Genomic DNA, 17552 nt, shown 5'->3' with positions numbered 1-17552 from the left:
GGAGAAACATCAATGGAATTTCATCAAGTTAATGCAAAACAGGGACTGCAATGGATCTTAAGCGGTTTCTATCTGTTCCGCAAAGCACCGCTGGCTTGGGTATTTGTGTGCTTTTCCTTGATGTTGATCGCTATCACCATGTCATTGGTGCCACTATTGGGAAAATTTATTTTTACCTTGATTTCACCCGTTTTTCTAGCCGGCATCATGCTGGGCTGTAAAGACATGGAACAGGGTAGACCCTTGGATATATCGCATTTATTCATGGCGTTCAAAACCAATCCGGTGCCATTAATCACGATCGGGGGTATTTATTTGATCGGGCAAATTCTGATTATTGGCTTGGTCATCATGATCGGAGGTTCTCAAATGACGGATATGCTGCTATATGGGAAACGAGTCGACGAAAGCGAGCTTATGGGCGTAATGAGCAATCTCCTTACAGCCTCATTAATCACATTAGCGCTTTCCATTCCGCTCATGATGGCGTCCTGGTTTTCCCCGCTATTGGTAATTTTCCACAATATTCCACCCATTGTTGCAATGCAAAAAAGCTTTTTTGCTTGCTTAAGAAACTTTATACCTTTTCAACTCTATGGCATCACGCTCATCCTTCTAACCATTCTGAGCATAATGCCTTACGGCGTCGGACTGGTGATTTTGATCCCGACGATTTTCACTTCCATTTATGTGAGTTATAAAGATATTTTCCTGAATGAGCCGCTTCGATTCAAAAATAACGAGTCCGGGCACAACTATCAACAAGCCAATTGGGTTGCTGATAACACTGCAGGATCGAAAAGAATCGAAACTGAAACCAAGCAACAATCTCATGAATCGGAAAGCAAAGCGGTAGATTCGAATTCCGGGGAACTCGTTCAGTGCGCACACTGCAACTTATTTGTACCGCAGAGCGAAGCCATCAAAGATAAAGAACAATTTTTTTGTAGCGAGGAGCACCATAAGCTGTACCAACCCAAAAACAAATCTCCCTCATGATCAGGGGCTATTAAAAAATTGAGTTGATCTGATAATAAAAATGCGACAGAAGCCCGGTCTCGACTACACTCCGGAATTCTCTATTCATTACCCCATTCCGGGCCAATAATAACTATCCGGCAATGGCCGCTTACCGAATATCGCCTGCCCAACCCTCACCACCGTTGCGCCTTCTTCAATCGCCAGCTCATAATCTCCCGACATGCCCATTGATAGCTCATCAAATGCCAATCCAGCCGGTGCTTCTTGGCGCAACATGGCTTGGATTTCACGCATTTTGACGAAGCACTCGCGCACCCGATCGTGATCGGAAGAGAAAATAGCCAATGTCATCAACCCCTTAATATGCAATGACGAATAATTAGGGAGTTTCTGCACGAAGTCGCGCACGTCCTCAGGAGGAAGACCGAACTTGCTGGCCTCGCCGGAACTATTGACCTGCACATACACATCAATCGCCCGTCCTTCATTTTGCAGACGCTTGTCGAGCTCCTCGGCAACTTTAAGGCTATCGAGCGCTTGGAATTCATTGGCGAAGCGCGCCAGATATTTGGCTTTATTGGTTTGCAAATGACCTATGACCGCCCATTTGATGTTTAAATCGCTCAATACCTCGGATTTCTCGCGTGCTTCCTGAATCTTGTTTTCGCCCATTTCGTGACAACCTGCAGCGTAGGCAATACGCAATCTTTCTGCTGGAACCGTTTTGGTAACCGGCAGCAATCGCACACTGGCAGGATCGCGTCCCGCTTTTTTGCAAGCGTCAACAATGCGTTGTCTCACGATTGCGAGATTATTCTGGATATCTTTGAATTGCTGCTCTGCATTAAGTTCCACGGGCCGCTCCTGTTATGCGAGAAATTAATTTTTCCTGGATGCTTGGTGAAAAACCATTTTCCACTGGTTTTTCCGGTACTGCCAAATTGAGGTTCTGGTGGATCCTGCGCCATTCATGTGATTCGGTTTGTGCAACGAATAAATCGCCAGCACCATATCATCAGTTAATGCTTTAATACGAAAATCCTTAAAGGTCCATTGAATGTGCTTATCTTTGTGTAACAACCAATCGATCACGTCGTTTCTGGTACGAATTTCTCCGTTACTATCAACTTCTTCAAAATTCTCCGCCAACAATTCGTCGATCAATTCAGGATGCGCAGCCAGATCACTTTGCAATAACTTAAGCTCCAATTGTTGGATCTGTTTAACAAAAACATTCAATTCCATACAGACAATTACTTAACCCGCATTCCGGGTTGTGCACCGGTATCGGGTGACAAAATGAATAACTCACCTGGATTGCCGCTGCCCGCAGCCAACACCATGCCCTCCGATAAACCGAATTTCATTTGCCGTGGCGCGAGATTAGCAACCATCACGGTCAGCCGTCCTTTAAGCAGTTGCGGATCGTAGGCGGATTTAATACCGGCAAAAACCACACGTTGCTCGCTGCCGATATCGAGCGTTAGCTTCAATAATTTTTCCGCGCCTGGCACGTGCTCTGCATTGACAATTTTAGCGATACGCAAATCAATTTTACTGAATTCGTCGATGGAAATGGTTTCGGCAAGTGGCGCAACTGCATGTTGTTTCTTCTCCGCATGCCTTATCGGTACATCTTGCGCTGTAGGCGCCAAACTTTGCGTGTTGGCTGCAATTAACGCATCGATTTGCTTTGGATCGATACGTGTCATCAAATGCTGGTAAGTATTGATCTTATGGCCCGCAGGCAGCAATAGATTGGAAACCGGTTGAGCGTCGCGCAGCTGCGGCCAGGTCAAAGGTGCACAATTAAGAAAGGCTTCTATTTGTTGCGCAGTGGCCGGCAGGATCGGTTTCAGGTAGCGCGATAGCAAATAAAACAATTGAACGCCAAGACTGCAAGTACGTTGCAAATCATCACTACGATCGGGATTTTTGGCGATTTCCCATGGCGCGAGTTGGTGAATCATTTCGTTTGCTTCGTCAGCAAATTTCATGATTTGGCGAATAGCGGCAGAATATTCACGCGCTTCAAATGCTTGTTCAATAACATCCGGCCTCCATGCGGCAAAATGCTTATTCACCATCTGCTGCAGAGCTTGATACTGCGCGCCATCAACCAATCCGCCATCAAATCGTTTGCTGATAAAACCCGCACAGCGACTAGCAATGTTGATGAACTTGCCAATCAAATCTGAATTGACGCGCGCGACGAAATCTTCCAGATTCAAGTCGATATCTTCCAATGTGCTGTTCAGCTTGGCTGCGTAGTAGTAACGCAGCCATTCGGGGTTCAAACCTTGTCTCAAATAACTTTCCGCAGTGATAAACGTGCCGCGCGACTTGCTCATTTTTTCACCATTCACCGTCAGAAAACCATGCGCGAAAATCTTCGTCGGTGTGCGATATCCGGCATTTTTCAGCATCGCAGGCCAAAATAGCGCGTGAAAATACAAAATATCCTTGCCAATGAAGTGATACAGTTCCGTATCGGATTGCGGCTGCCAAAATTCATCGAACTGAATCCCTTGCCGTTCGCATAAATTCTTGAAGCTACCCATGTAACCCACCGGTGCATCAAGCCAGACATAAAAATACTTACCGGGTGCATCGGGAATTTCAAAACCGAAATAAGGAGCATCGCGCGAAATATCCCAATCCGAAAGCTTATTTTCCCCTGTTTCTCCGACCCACTCGCGCATTTTGTTGGCGGCCTCAAGCTGTAAATGATTGCCTTCACAAGCCCAATCCCGTAAAAAATCAACGCAACGAGGATCGGACAAGTTAAAGAAATAATGTTCGGATGATTTATTGATCGGCTTTGCACCCGATACAGCGGAATAGGGATTTTTCAGTTCGGTTGGCACATACGCCGCGCCGCATACCTCGCACGAATCGCCGTACTGATCTTTTGCCCCGCACTTCGGACACTCTCCTTTGACAAACCGGTCCGGCAGGAACATATTTCTGACCGGATCGTAAAGTTGTTCAATGCCACGCACAGCAATTAAACCCGCAGCTTTTAGCTTAGCGTAGATATCTTCGGAGAAATGCCGTGTTTCCGCTGAATGCGTACTGTAATAATTGTCAAATTGAATATGAAATCCGCTAAAATCTCCTAAGTGCTCCGAATGAACGCGCGCGATCAAAGCTTCCGGGGTGATGCCTTCTTTTTCCGCGCGCAACATAATCGGCGTACCATGCGTATCATCGGCACACACATAATAGACCTCATGTCCGCGCATTTTCTGAAATCGCACCCAGATATCGGTTTGAATATATTCCACCAGATGACCTAAATGGATACTGCCGTTGGCGTAAGGAAGTGCAGAAGTAACCAGAATTTTTCGCTTGCTCATTCGCTATTCATAGCTCGCATTGAATAAACGTCAATTGTAACAAACTGTGTACGCATTCCTGATATTTGTTACCATCTCTTTATTAAATTGTTAGCCGCTAACCGGCAGTAATAAGGAGTTTTGGAGTGACCATTTCTGAACAACAAATACAAGTAATTCTCTCTCAGACCATTGATCCAACAACGGGCAATGATTATATCACCGCAAAAACCGTGCGTTCGATTCGGGTTGAGCAAAACAACGCTGCGATTGACATCGAATTGGGATATCCCGCCAATAGCGTTAAAAATGCGGTACAAAATCAGATCATCGAGGCTTTACGTTCAATACCCGGCATTGCAAATATCCAGGTGACGGTGACTAGTAAAATTATCCCGCATGGTGTGCAACGAGGTGTCAAACTGATTCCCAGTGTCAAAAATATCATCGCAGTCGCATCCGGCAAGGGTGGTGTCGGAAAATCCGCAACGGCAGTTAATCTGGCTCTGGCATTAGCAGCGGAAGGCGCATCCGTAGGCATTCTGGATGCCGATATTTATGGACCGTCACAACCTCAAATGCTAGGTATAACAGGACACCCGGAGTCATTTGATGGCAAAACCATGGAGCCAATGCAGGCACATGGTATTCAAGCGATGTCGATCGGTTTGCTGGTTGATGTTGAGACCCCGATGGTTTGGCGCGGCCCGATGGTTACGCAAGCCTTGCAGCAATTATTGAACGATACCAATTGGAAAGATCTGGATTATTTAATTGTTGATTTACCACCAGGCACTGGCGATATTCAATTGACGCTGGCGCAAAAAATACCGGTAACCGGCGCCGTGATTGTCACAACGCCGCAGGATATTGCCTTATTGGATGCTCGCAAGGGCTTAAAAATGTTTGAAAAAGTAGGTATTCCGATTCTGGGCATTGTCGAAAATATGAGCACGCATACCTGCTCACAATGTGGGCATACCGAACCGATATTTGGTACCGGCGGTGGTGAAAAGATGTGTCAGGATTACAATGTGGAATTTCTCGGTGCTTTGCCACTCGATATCAAAATTCGCGAGCATACGGATACGGGAAAACCCAGCGTCGTTGCTGAACCGGAAGGAAAAATAGCCGGAATCTACCGGTTGATTGCACGGCGCATTGCCGTCAAGGTCGCCGAATGCGCCGAAGATCATTCTGAATTGTTCACCAAAATCATTATGGAAAATGACTAGGAGCCGCTAAAGCATGACAATTAAGTCAGACAAATGGATACGCCGCATGGTCCTGGAATACGGCATGATTGAGCCATTCGAACCCGATCAAATTCGTCAAAAGGATAATCAACGGATTGTTTCCTACGGCACATCAAGCTATGGTTACGATATCCGTTGTTCTGATGAATTTAAATTGTTCACCAATATCAATTCAACGATTGTTGATCCGAAGAATTTCGACTCCAACTCATTTGTTGATGTCAAAAATAATGTATGCATCATTCCACCCAATTCCTTCGCCCTGGCCCGCACTGTCGAATATTTCCGTATCCCGCGCAATATATTAACCATTTGTCTGGGCAAATCCACATACGCCCGCTGCGGCATCATTGTCAATGTAACCCCTTTTGAACCGGAGTGGGAAGGGTATGTGACATTGGAATTCTCCAATACCACACCTCTACCAGCTAAAATCTATGCCAATGAAGGTGTTGCACAAGTAATATTTTTTGAAGCGGATGAAGTTTGTGAAACTTCATATAAGGATCGAGGCGGCAAATATCAAGGACAGCATGGCGTGACGCTGCCAAAAATCTAAAGTTGTATTTCTTAATCAGCGTGAAAGCGCTTTGATTTGACGCAAGAAAATTTCACCTTGATCCAGCAATTTTTCGTCTTACTGATGTTTATCTCTCTTTCCGCAGCTTTGCCAGTGGAAGCACAGAATCGTATTTCCTTGCCGCGAACAAGTTTGGGGCCCAATGATATCGCGGTCATCATTAATGAAAACGATCCATTGTCGCGACAAATAGGCAATTACTACCTGCAAGCTAGACAAATACCCGAAACAAACATCATTAAACTACGCTTCTCATCTAAACTTAGCATTATAACCCCAAAGGAATTCAAGCAACTAAAAGCAACTATTGACCAGCTTACCCCTAAACATGTGCAGGCATTCGCAGTTGCCTGGACTACGCCATACCGAGTTGGTTGCATGTCGTTAACATCCGCGTTGGCTTTTGGTTTCGACAAGAAATACTGCGCCGAACCCTGTGGATCGACCGCTCTTAGTCCTTATTTCAATTCGTCCAGCCTTTATCCCTACGACGATTACAAGCTGCGCCCTGCGATGATGCTGGCCGGAACCTCTTTCGAACACATCAAGGCATTGATCGACCGTGGCATACGTTCAGATTACAGCTTTCCTAAAGGCCAAGCCTATTTAATGAATACTTCGGATAAAGCACGCAACAGTCGGGCAACCAGCTTTACACAAGCTGCGGAAGAGCTGGGTGAGCTATTTCCCCTACAAATACTAGCAGCCGATTATATTTCTGAGCGCAAGGATGTGCTTTTTTACTTTACCGGTTTGAAAAAAGTGCCTATGCTCGAAACATTGTATTTTCTTCCAGGCGCTTTAGCAGATCATTTAACGTCAGCTGGCGGCATGTTGACTGATTCTCCGCAAATGAGCAGTTTACGATGGCTGGAGGCCGGAGCTACAGCAAGCTATGGAACCGTTGTTGAGCCGTGTAGTTTTTCACAAAAATTTCCCTCACCCATAGTTACCATGTTTCAGTATGCATTAGGTGCCTCTGCGCTTGAGGCCTATTGGAAAAGTGTTGCTTGACCAGGTCAAGGCCTATTCATCGGTGAACCATTGGCAAAACCTTTCGCTCCGCATATAGAAGAAGTAAGTCCGAAACAGTTTATGTTGAAATTCTTTTCGCCACGTACGGGGCGTTTAAGGATCGAACAATCATTTTCTGCTGCTGGACCTTTTAGCCCATTTATGCAACAAAAAACCATTAGCCGCGGTGAAAATCAATTTCACTTTAAATTTAATGAAAAAACAGACGGCTACCTAAATATACAATGGCACTGACAAGCTATCAGAAAACCCTAAACCTGCTCTAAACTTTTTATAAAACAACCGCCTAACGAGACGATCATTTTATTTAATACAACACATTGTTTCCAATAGTTTATTCTTTGCAATTAAAAATTATTTTTTATATAAAAAATACTTGATTTGCCCACAATGGAGACTATAATGCGTGCAATTTGTTTATCCATAAAATTATTGATGAGGAGGTCATCATGAGAAGTATAAAGAACTTTTTCGCTCCAGCTGATTTAGTCAATATTCATATTCCTGAAACGTAGCGTCATTTAAAGGAGCATTCGCATGCCTAAACTCGCATCTTCACTTCAGCAGCATAATCAATCTGAAGTTCTGTTCGACACTCATCCCGAAATTAGTCTTAATTTTGAACATGTTCAAGATACCCTGAAAAATGGCTATCAACGCCCTTTTTTACTAGTGGACAGCGATATTGTCCGACATAAGTCCCGACGTTTTATTACCGTCATGCCCCGGGTTCATCCACATTATGCTGTCAAAGCAAATCCTGATGAGCGTGTACTTAATACTTTGATCGATGAAGGCGTTGGATTTGAAATCGCCTCTATTGCCGAGCTGGACTTGCTACTTAAGTTAGGCGTACCGGCTGCTGAAATATTTTATAGTAATCCGATGAAATCCCGTGCTTACATAGAATATGCTGCTGCCAAAGGGGTTGAATGGTATGTGCTCGATAGCATTGAGGAACTACGAAAAATTGTCAGCGTCAGGCCGGATGCCAAAATGTACTTGCGTATTGATACACCGAATATTGGCAGTGACTGGCCGTTAGCTGGAAAATTTGGCACGCATCTTGCCGATATTAATGAGATTATTCATGAAGCTGTGAGACTCAAAGCAGATCTGGCCGGCGTCACTTTCCATGTCGGTTCTCAATGCCGTAATCCACAAAATTGGCGCGTTGGTATCGAACGTGCAAAGAAAGTCTTTGCTGAAATGCGATGTGTCGGCTTGAACCCCCGATTGCTGAATGTTGGTGGAGGCTATCCAGTTCGACATGTCAAACCCATTCCTTCAATCGAAATCATCGCAGAAGTTATCAACGAAGCCATTGCTGATTTACCGGAAAGCATCCGCATTATGGCAGAACCAGGCCGTTACCTAGTATCTGATTCAGCTTATTTTGTATGTCGCGTCGTGGGTACCGCAACCCGTAATGGAAAACGATGGATGTATTGGGATGCAGGTATGTTTGGCGGTGTCATAGAAATGACTGAAGGATTGCGTTATGAAATCCTAACAGACCGAAAAGGCAATAACATCCCTTGGTCAATTGCAGGCCCCACTTGTGATTCAGTTGATATCTTGATGCATGAGTTGATGCTACCAAATAATATACAGGAAGGAGATTTCATTTATATACCGAACGCAGGTGCTTACACTACCGCATACGCAAGTAATTTCAATGGATTTCCTTTACCTGATGTGAAAGTGATCTGAACAATCCGCGATCACTCATACCTACAGCAATAATCCTAATAAATGGTGAAATGGCACTTGATGCATAGTTTCACCATTTATATTGGTCATATCATCTATTAAGAGCAGAGATCAATCCTGAAGGATGTTTGAGTCATACTTTACGCTCAAGAATGACAAAATGATATTCGATTTGCGCATCATTCACTGATATATGTTTATCGCGCTGTATTTCTTCCCAGTTGTTGCGATTAAATTCCGGAAAAACTACATCACCTTCAAAATCACTCTGAATTTCAGTAATATACATTCTTTGACAAATATCCAGCGTTTGCCGGTACAGTTTCTCACCACCAATAATAAAGCTTTCCTTATTGATCGTACTGCTTTCTTCGCATATCAACAAGGCATCTTGAAGAGAATTCACTACAGTTGCTCCCGGCACGTCATAGCCTGATTGTCGGGTAATAATAATATTCTCTCGTCCGGGTAACGGTCTACCGATAGACTCATAGGTTTTTCTTCCCATCACAATGGTTTGACCCATTGTCAGGAACTTAAAGTGCTTAAGATCAGCCGGTAAATGCCAGGGCAATTGATTATTTCCGCCAATAACTCGATTCTTAGCCATAGCCACCAGGATAGAAAGACGCATTGAAATCATACGGCTACAGGTGCTTTGATTAATGGATGAGGATCATAGCCCTCCAAGACAAAATCCTCATATTCAAACTCGGAAATTGTTCGTATTATCGGATTTAATCTCATTACGGGCAATGACCGTGGCTCACGCGATAACTGCTCGCGCGCGTGTTCCAAATGATTCAGATAAAGATGCGCATCGCCTAACGTATGAACGAACTCCCCTATCCCGAGATTACTAACCTGCGCAATCATCATTGTTAGCAAGGCGTACGAAGCAATATTAAATGGCACGCCCAAGAAAATATCCGCACTTCGCTGATAGAGCTGACACGATAACTTATTATCGGCGACATAGAATTGAAAAAGAGCGTGACATGGAGGCAATCGCATTCTGTGCAATTCACCTACATTCCACGAAGAAACCAGCATTCGACGCGAATCAGGTGTATCTATAATCTGTTTAATTACCTGCTGAAGCTGATCAATTTCCTGTCCGTCTGCACTCATCCAGGAACGCCATTGTTGACCGTAAATAGGACCCAGATTGCCATTTACGTCAGCCCACTCATCCCAAATTGAAACACCATATTTATGTAGATAACGTACATTGGTATCACCCCGAATAAACCATAACAGCTCATGAATGATTGACTTTAAATGACATTTCTTGGTTGTAACTAACGGGAAACCATCATTTAGATTAAAACGCATTTGATGACCAAAAATCGATAATGTACCAATACCCGTTCGATCTGTTTTTTGAAAACCGTAATCAATAACATGTTGCATTAATTCGAGATATTGACGCATTCTTATTTAAAATCCCCTATTCATGTTTTTTTAATCTATCTGCAACGGGCTATCCCTGCCACAGCATACATAACACGTATATAATAGCAATATTATCTGCAATCGTTCTTTTTGTAATGACTCCCGACATCGCTACACAGAAAATAATATTTCACAGGAAAGCTTTCAATGCTGGCATCCCTTTTCCAGAATATATCATCTATTGATCAATCAATTAAAACACCTCATATTCTCGTAGTACTTCCTAAGTTAGACAAGTTACCCAAGAAATATAGTATTCCCGGTGAAGAGCCTCTGAATAAATTACTATTGCGGCGCAATATGGAATTAACAGAGCTTAGCGAAACTCCCGTGAGTGCAAATCTCCAGAATGGTGAATTATGTAGTTGGGTAATGCTTGATACTGACAAACCCATTTTTGAACAACAAACGCGCCTACGCAAGGCAATAAAATTTCTGCTTCTAGAAAATCCGGATGAAATACATATTGCTGTTTATGGCACCCTGCAGCAAAAAAGAAACTTTGCTGAACTGGCTGTTTACACAGTTTGGATCAATGGAGCTGTATTGCCGATGCGCAAAAGTAAACCGATCAGGAAACCGCTGATTAAGATGTTTCTATATGGCTATCAAGATGCTAATAATTTTTCCTTGCAACGTGCATTAGCAGAAGGAAATTTATTAGCGCGCGGATTAACTGCTCTTCCTGCAAATGAATTAATGCCTAAGACTTATCGACAACAGATCAAGAAACTGGCTGAAAATGAGGGATGGAAGTATCAAGAATTTGATTTTAATAAATTGAAAGAAATGGGAGCAGGCGCTTTTATTGCGGTTGCACAAGGAAGCGACACAGAAGATGCTGCTATTGTACATTTACAGCATAATTGCAAGCCTGGCTCCCAAAATAAAAAAATTGCGATTGTGGGCAAAGGTATTTGCTTCGATACTGGTGGTTACAATATAAAACCAGCTCGCTATATGCAGGGCATGCACGAAGATATGAATGGCTCTGCTGTTGCTTTAGGTATTCTTCTTGCAGCCACACGCGCCGAAATACCTGTCACAATTGATTGTTGGCTTGCCATTGCACAAAACCATATCAGCCCGCGTGCCTATAAGCAAAACGATATTATTTCAGCATTAAACGGATTATCGATTGAAATCGTACACACTGACGCTGAAGGTCGAATGGTTTTGGCAGATACATTGACTTTAGCAAGTCAACAAAAACCTGATCTGATCATTGACTTTGCCACTTTAACAGGCAGTATGAAAACAGCTTTGGGATCCCGATATAGCGGAATTTTCAGCAATCAAGATGATTTATGCCAGAAAGCTATTGTCGCAGGAACGAAAAGTGGAGAACGTGTTTGTGTTTTTCCGATGGATACAGATTATGAAGAAAGTCTTGAAAGCGATATCGCCGATATCAAACAATGTCAGTTAGACGGGGATTTCGATCATATACTTGCTGCATGTTTTTTAAAACGATTCATACAGAACACGCCATGGTTACACGTGGATTTATCCGCGAGCAATCACAAAGGGGGGTTAGGTGCGGTTAACAGTGAGATTACAGGATTTGGTGTTAATTGGGCTATTGAATTTCTTAAAAATATTGAATAGCATTTATTACAAATGCTTACAAGGTTACATGCTGCCTTGGCACAGATTAGCCTCTTAGCATGACCAGCTTCTGACCTATGGACAAATTTTCATCGCTATTATTCCAGTGTTTAATTTGATCAACTGTTGTGCGATAACGCTTTGCAATTTCATATAGGGTATCGCCTTTTTTCACCACATAAACAACAGATTGATTACGTTGTGTTGGTATCTTCCAGGATGATCGAGCGATTTGATTTCCTGCCACAATTTGAGGCACCAATATTTTTTGACCTAGTGTAAGATTTTTGTTTCGAGCAATCCCATTGATTGTTTGGAGCTGTTTTACAGTAGTCTCATGCCGAGTAGCGATCTCATTAATTTTCTCTCCTTTCTTGACTCGATAAAATTGCCATGAAATTCTAGGATCATGATAAGTTTCCAGATTTCTAACAAATATCTCTTTCTTTTCTCTTGGTATCAATAAAGTACGAGGCTCATTACTGACTTTAATAACGTAACGATTATAAGCCGGATTTAGCGCTGTGAATTCAACCTCGGAAATATTAGCAAGGCGTGTAACGAGCGGAATATCGATGTGTTCATGAATCTTTACAGTATCAAAGTACGGGCGATTTGGTATCGACCGTAGCTGTATACCATATTTTTTAGCATTGGCAACGATATCTTTTATGGCCAAAATCTTGTAAACATAATGCTTAACCTCAACCGGCAAATTCACATCATAAAAATTAACGGTCCTTCCTTTATGGATGTGCTTTGCCAGAATTTTGCTTACAGCACCTTCACCCAGATTGTAAGCCGCTAACGCCAGCTTCCAATTATCGAATTTTAGATAAAGATATTGAAGATAATCAAGAGCCGCTTGAGTTGATGCCACAATGTCGCGCCGATCATCATGCCAGACATTTTGTTCCAAGCCCAGGATTCGCCCTGTTTCCGGAATAAATTGCCACAGCCCTGCTGTTTGGCTATTTGATTTTATCAAAGGATCATAAGCGCTTTCTATTATCGGCAGCAATGCTATTTCCATCGGCATTCCACGACGCTCAACTTCCTCCATTATATAAAACAAATAACGTTCACCGTTTGCGACAATGCTGTTAAATGCGTGGGGATTCTGTATATAATTGAGCGCAATCTTGCGAATTGCTTTATTATTCGGAGAAGGTGGGAGGGCTAATGCAAACCCGTTACGAATACGTTCCCACAAATTTGAACTATGCTGAGCTTTGTCGTGCAATAATCGATCTGCAAATGCATTAAACGATAAAAAAGAACACGCAGCGGAAATCAGTAAGAATAATATAGCAAAAATGACATTTCTTTTTATAATCATCTATATATACTTTTATATACCTATATCGCCTGACAGGATATATAAAAATTGACTATTTGCAAACTGTTTTTTTCATACTGCCATATTGCAATATATATATATACCATTACATATCATAATGTTAGACGATTATCTTTATATCAATAATTAATAATCATTCTCGAAAATTTAACTGCCCCGATAGCTCTCCTATAGGAATCATAGACTTAGACATCCATCCTTTTTTGCGATGATCCACGATAATGTTTGTAAAAATGCCACCACGCACATAAAAACGCGCTATCAATCGGATATATCTCGGTTTCAAAACTGCGATGAGGTCATCAAGAATTAAGTTTGTCACCGCTTCATGAAATACACCATCATTCCGGTATGACCAGATATACAATTTTAAGCTTTTAAGTTCAATGCATTTTTTATCCGGAACATAATCCAGAATCAGAGTCGCAAAATCTGGCTGTCCTGTTTTGGGACACAAACAAGTAAATTCAGGAATTTCCATATGAATGTGATAATCCCGATTAATAAATGGATTTGGAAATGTTTCAAGGTTTTTCTCAGGTTTACTGGCCATTCTTCATACTCATAGATAAATTAATTCAGTTACAATAAATGTTCATTGCCTGATGCGCTTTATCTATTATAACTGCCTTATCTCATAAACTGAAAAATTGCGCCTCGCCTATATCAAGTTAGCCGGCTTCAAGTCTTTTGCAGAACCAACTACCGTTCCAATTTCCCATGATCTAGTAGGTATTGTTGGCCCGAATGGCTGCGGAAAATCAAACGTCATCGATGCGGTACGGTGGGTTTTGGGAGAATCAAAAGCTTCAGCCCTAAGGGGAGATTCGATGCAAGATGTTATATTCTCAGGATCGGAGAATCGAAAAGCAATTGGGCGTGCCAGTGTTGAAATTGTATTTGATAATCACTTAAACAAAATTACTGGCCAATGGTCCAGCTATACCGAAATTGCAATAAAACGTGTTCTCCACCGAAATGGTATTTCAAGTTATTTCATTAACAACCTTCAAGTTAGGCGACGTGATATTTCTGATCTTTTCTTAGGTACCGGTGTTGGTAGTCATGGCTATGCCATCATTGAACAAGGCATGATCTCACGGATCATTGAAGCAAAGCCACTGGAATTAAAAAATTTTCTAGAAGAAGCTGCCGGAATCTCTCAGTATCGAGAAAGAAGACACGATACTTCGTTGCGTCTGACTGAAACCCGAAAAAATCTAATACGCTTAGAAGATATTCATCAGGAATTAGAAACTCAGTTGCAACGCCTGGAAACACAAGCGAATACTGCCATGCAATACCAATTGCTGCAAGATGCAGCGCATAAATCTCAATCTTTGCTGTGGTTACAGCGTAGAGCAGACGCTATGCATCAACGCGATGCTGCAAAAAAAGAAATTCAAAAACTTGAAGCGGAATTGGACATCACACTTTCGACTCAACACAATGCAGAAAAAGATTACGAGAATACTCGCAAGAAAGAACAGGCTATCAATGAACAATTGCTTCAAATACAAGGGCAATTATATTCTGCCGATGCTGAAATAGGACGCCTGCAACAAGAAATTACCTATTTGAGAAACACACAAGATCGCTTAACACAGCAAATTCAGCGAACCGATGCCCAGCTCCAAGAAAACCATCAATTAAAAGAAACAAGGTTAGAAAATCTTCGGCACTGGCGACAAGAAAAAGCAGATGCTAAGTTATCTCATCAATGCAACATCATTGTTTATAAAGAGGAAAACAATAAACTTCCTGCTGTTGAAACTGAATTCTTCAATCATCAAAAAAAACTAAACGCATACCGAGACAACCTTTTAATTCTTGAACAAACCAATCAACTTGAAGAAAATCATCTTTCACATGCAGAAAAAAATATTCAACAGCTAGAAACTCGATTTGCGCGCTTATCCAATGAACAGAATGAATTAATCTCGATTGAACCCTCCATGTTAATGGAATTACAGTCAGAAATTGCACACATCGAACGTGCATTAAAAGATGGAACTCTGAAGTGTAAAAGTTTAGAAAATCACCTGTCAGATGCAGCCATAAATAAACAACACATTATCGACAATATTCAAGCACTGCAACATGCATTATCTCAGGCCATCGCCCGCTTTTCCGCACTGGATGACCTGCAGAAAAAACTTAATAATAATCAGGATCTCAATACATGGCTCAGTAAGCATAAATTGGATCTGTTACCCCGTTTATGGCAGAAAATACATATCACACCAGAATGGGAAAACGCTTTGGAAGCTGTATTACGCGAACGACTCAACGGTATCGAATCCGAGCAACTAGATCATGTTTTAAACTGGATCGATGACGCACCAAACTTAAAATGGACAATTTTTGATAAGAACCAACCCAATTTATCGGATGCGGCATCACAATCGGCAACTCATAACCTTGTAAACTGTAGGAAATTGCTTGTTTTCCTCACGGTTGCTCAACCTGAAATCAGACAGGTCTTAGAAAATTGGCTACACCCGGTTTATGTCACAGAAGACACGAAAGAAGGTCTTATTAAGCGTGCAGCTTTAAAACCGGATGAAATAATTGTAACTCGCCAAGGACATATCATTACTCATAATAGCTTTACCTTTTATGCGCCTGATTCGGATTTGCACGGTGTATTGTCTAGACAGCAAGAGCTCATACAAATACAAACAGAAATTGCTCAACACGAATCATCTTTGCAGAAGCAGCGCATTTTATTATCAGAAGCAGAGCAACAGCATATAGAACTGGCAAATATTCTCCGAACGGTTAACGAGAATAACAAACAATTTCAGGAACAATGGCACAAACAACAGCTTGAAGTCGTTAAACTAACTCAGGTTAACGAACGTACGACACATCGTAATGAGCAAATTAATTTCGAATTAACCGAGATCAGGCGAGCACTGGATCATGAGATATCACTACAGAAATCTGCGAAAACAAGATTTGAAAATAATTTGATACAAATCGAAACACTCAAAAATGATGAGAAACAAGCTCAATCCACTTGGGAAGCAACCAATCATGCACTTATAAATTTACGCCAAAAAATATTGCAATCCGCACAAGAAGTACAAGAAGCTGCTTTTCATGTAAAAACTTGCCAGAATAAAATCATTGAGATTGAAATTCACATTCAAGCCATTGAAGCAGATCTTCAAAAGCTCACGGAAAATCATATTAACTTGGTCGGGGAAAAAGAAAAATTAGATGCGAACCGAATCAATACTCTGTTGCAAGATGCTCAGGCACAACGCAAATTAATCGAACAAGCCGCATTACAGGTTCGCCACGAAGCGAGTAATATCGTAAAAGAATTACAGGAAATAGAAAATATTCGCATGACATCGGAACAAAAATCTTACTCATTGCGTGAAACCATAAGTAAGTTCCAACTCAAGGAACAAGCGGCGGCAATTACAATGAGCCAATTTGATACACTAATCAATGAGGCAGACATTGAAGTGGAATTGCTGTTACCACTCCTTAATAAAAAAAATACGACAGCATTACAATCCGAGATTGATCAGATCAATACAAAAATTGCAGAGCTCGGTCCCGTCAATCTCGGGGCATTAAAGGAACTTGAAATTGCGCGCGCACGAGGATCCAATTTGCTGATACAGTTACATGATATCGGCGCGGCCATTGCTACGTTGGACAATGCCATTCAACAGATTGATCGCGAGACCCAAAGCCGCCTGAACGACACTTTCTATCTAATAAACAAATATCTGGATGAAATTTTTCCAGTTATTTTTACAGGGGGAAGAGCTCGGCTTGAATTTTGTGACAATAAAATTCTCGATTCAGGCTTACTGTTGATGGCGCAACCGCCAGGGAAAAAAAACAGTTCTATACATTTATTATCCGGTGGAGAAAAAGCGCTCACTGCATTAGCATTGATTTTTTCATTATTCCGATTAAATCCGGCTCCATTCTGCTTATTGGATGAAGTCGATGCCCCCCTTGATGACAACAATACCAAGCGATTTTGCGAAATAGTCAAAAACATGACCCAACATACCCAATTTTTATTTATCAGCCATAACAAAATAACCATGGAGATGGCACAGCGACTAATTGGCGTTACAATGCAAGAACAAGGTGTATCAAGAATAGTAACCGTCGATCTCGCTGATGCAATTACTATGGGAAAACGCGACAAGCAGGCCGCAATCCAGTGATTGTAGTAAGTCGTACAAAACTGA

General features: G+C 42.0%; 15 protein-coding genes. 8 read left to right on the top strand and 7 right to left on the bottom strand.

Annotated features, from left to right (window positions below; all coding sequences use genetic code 11):
- Window positions 1-12: 12 nt before the first annotated feature.
- Complete coding sequence (locus tag ATY38_RS08320; protein ID WP_062558894.1) at window positions 13-999, top strand: BPSS1780 family membrane protein; 987 nt, start codon at window positions 13-15, stop codon at window positions 997-999.
- A gap of 87 nt (window positions 1000-1086) precedes the next feature.
- On the opposite strand, the gene ATY38_RS08315 is transcribed toward ATY38_RS08320, so the two are convergent.
- Genes ATY38_RS08315 through metG form a run of 3 tightly spaced genes read right to left on the bottom strand, consistent with a single transcriptional unit; the run spans window position 1087 to window position 4340 of the window.
- Complete coding sequence (locus ATY38_RS08315; RefSeq protein WP_062558893.1) at window positions 1087-1836, bottom strand: YggS family pyridoxal phosphate-dependent enzyme; 750 nt, start codon at window positions 1834-1836, stop codon at window positions 1087-1089.
- Between the two features lie 24 nt (window positions 1837-1860).
- Window positions 1861-2226: a nuclear transport factor 2 family protein gene (locus ATY38_RS08310; RefSeq protein WP_062558892.1), complete on the bottom strand. Its 366-nt coding sequence runs from the start codon at window positions 2224-2226 to the stop codon at window positions 1861-1863.
- A gap of 8 nt (window positions 2227-2234) precedes the next feature.
- Window positions 2235-4340, bottom strand: a complete 2106-nt coding sequence (metG, locus tag ATY38_RS08305) for a methionine--tRNA ligase (protein WP_062558891.1) — start codon at window positions 4338-4340, stop codon at window positions 2235-2237.
- Between the two features lie 125 nt (window positions 4341-4465).
- On the opposite strand from metG, the gene apbC reads away from it, so the two are divergent.
- From apbC to ATY38_RS08285, 5 genes are all read left to right on the top strand, one after another.
- Entirely contained in the window at window positions 4466-5554 is a 1089-nt protein-coding gene (apbC, locus tag ATY38_RS08300) for an iron-sulfur cluster carrier protein ApbC (RefSeq protein WP_062558890.1), read from the top strand.
- A 13-nt stretch (window positions 5555-5567) separates the two neighbouring features.
- Window positions 5568-6134: a dCTP deaminase gene (dcd, locus tag ATY38_RS08295; RefSeq protein ID WP_062558889.1), complete on the top strand. Its 567-nt coding sequence runs from the start codon at window positions 5568-5570 to the stop codon at window positions 6132-6134.
- Between the two features lie 36 nt (window positions 6135-6170).
- On the top strand, window positions 6171-7169 hold the full coding sequence (locus tag ATY38_RS08290) for a TIGR03790 family protein (RefSeq protein WP_235590222.1): 999 nt from the start codon (window positions 6171-6173) through the stop codon (window positions 7167-7169).
- Between the two features lie 30 nt (window positions 7170-7199).
- A complete protein-coding gene (locus ATY38_RS16525) occupies window positions 7200-7424 on the top strand; it encodes a hypothetical protein (RefSeq protein WP_235590221.1) in 225 nt (74 codons plus the stop codon).
- A gap of 303 nt (window positions 7425-7727) precedes the next feature.
- Window positions 7728-8903, top strand: coding sequence for a type III PLP-dependent enzyme (locus tag ATY38_RS08285; protein ID WP_062558888.1), 1176 nt, complete (start codon window positions 7728-7730; stop codon window positions 8901-8903).
- Window positions 8904-9036: 133 nt separating this feature from the next.
- Here ATY38_RS08285 and ATY38_RS08280 read toward each other — a convergent pair whose 3' ends face one another.
- Both ATY38_RS08280 and ATY38_RS08275 read right to left on the bottom strand, forming a co-directional pair.
- Window positions 9037-9546: a dihydrofolate reductase gene (locus tag ATY38_RS08280; RefSeq protein ID WP_062558887.1), complete on the bottom strand. Its 510-nt coding sequence runs from the start codon at window positions 9544-9546 to the stop codon at window positions 9037-9039.
- Complete coding sequence (locus ATY38_RS08275) at window positions 9543-10337, bottom strand: thymidylate synthase (protein WP_062558886.1); 795 nt, start codon at window positions 10335-10337, stop codon at window positions 9543-9545. The genes ATY38_RS08280 and ATY38_RS08275 overlap by 4 nt, the downstream gene beginning before the upstream one ends.
- A 168-nt stretch (window positions 10338-10505) precedes the next feature.
- On the opposite strand from ATY38_RS08275, the gene ATY38_RS08270 reads away from it, so the two are divergent.
- Window positions 10506-11966, top strand: coding sequence for a M17 family metallopeptidase (locus ATY38_RS08270; protein WP_062558885.1), 1461 nt, complete (start codon window positions 10506-10508; stop codon window positions 11964-11966).
- Window positions 11967-12012: 46 nt separating this feature from the next.
- Here the strand turns inward: ATY38_RS08270 and ATY38_RS08265 are convergent, their stop codons facing one another.
- Both ATY38_RS08265 and queF read right to left on the bottom strand, forming a co-directional pair.
- Window positions 12013-13305, bottom strand: coding sequence for a LysM peptidoglycan-binding domain-containing protein (locus ATY38_RS08265; RefSeq protein ID WP_062558884.1), 1293 nt, complete (start codon window positions 13303-13305; stop codon window positions 12013-12015).
- A 154-nt stretch (window positions 13306-13459) separates the two neighbouring features.
- Complete coding sequence (queF, locus tag ATY38_RS08260; RefSeq protein WP_062558883.1) at window positions 13460-13879, bottom strand: preQ(1) synthase; 420 nt, start codon at window positions 13877-13879, stop codon at window positions 13460-13462.
- Window positions 13880-13976: 97 nt separating this feature from the next.
- On the opposite strand from queF, the gene smc reads away from it, so the two are divergent.
- On the top strand, window positions 13977-17528 hold the full coding sequence (gene smc / locus ATY38_RS08255) for a chromosome segregation protein SMC (protein WP_062558882.1): 3552 nt from the start codon (window positions 13977-13979) through the stop codon (window positions 17526-17528).
- Window positions 17529-17552: the final 24 nt, after the last annotated feature.

The organism is Nitrosomonas ureae (genome assembly GCF_001455205.1).
In the GTDB taxonomy this organism is placed as follows: Bacteria; Pseudomonadota; Gammaproteobacteria; order Burkholderiales; family Nitrosomonadaceae; genus Nitrosomonas; species Nitrosomonas ureae.
The sequence above is the reverse complement of the archived record's forward strand: the minus strand, read 5'-3'. Positions and strand labels throughout refer to the sequence as shown.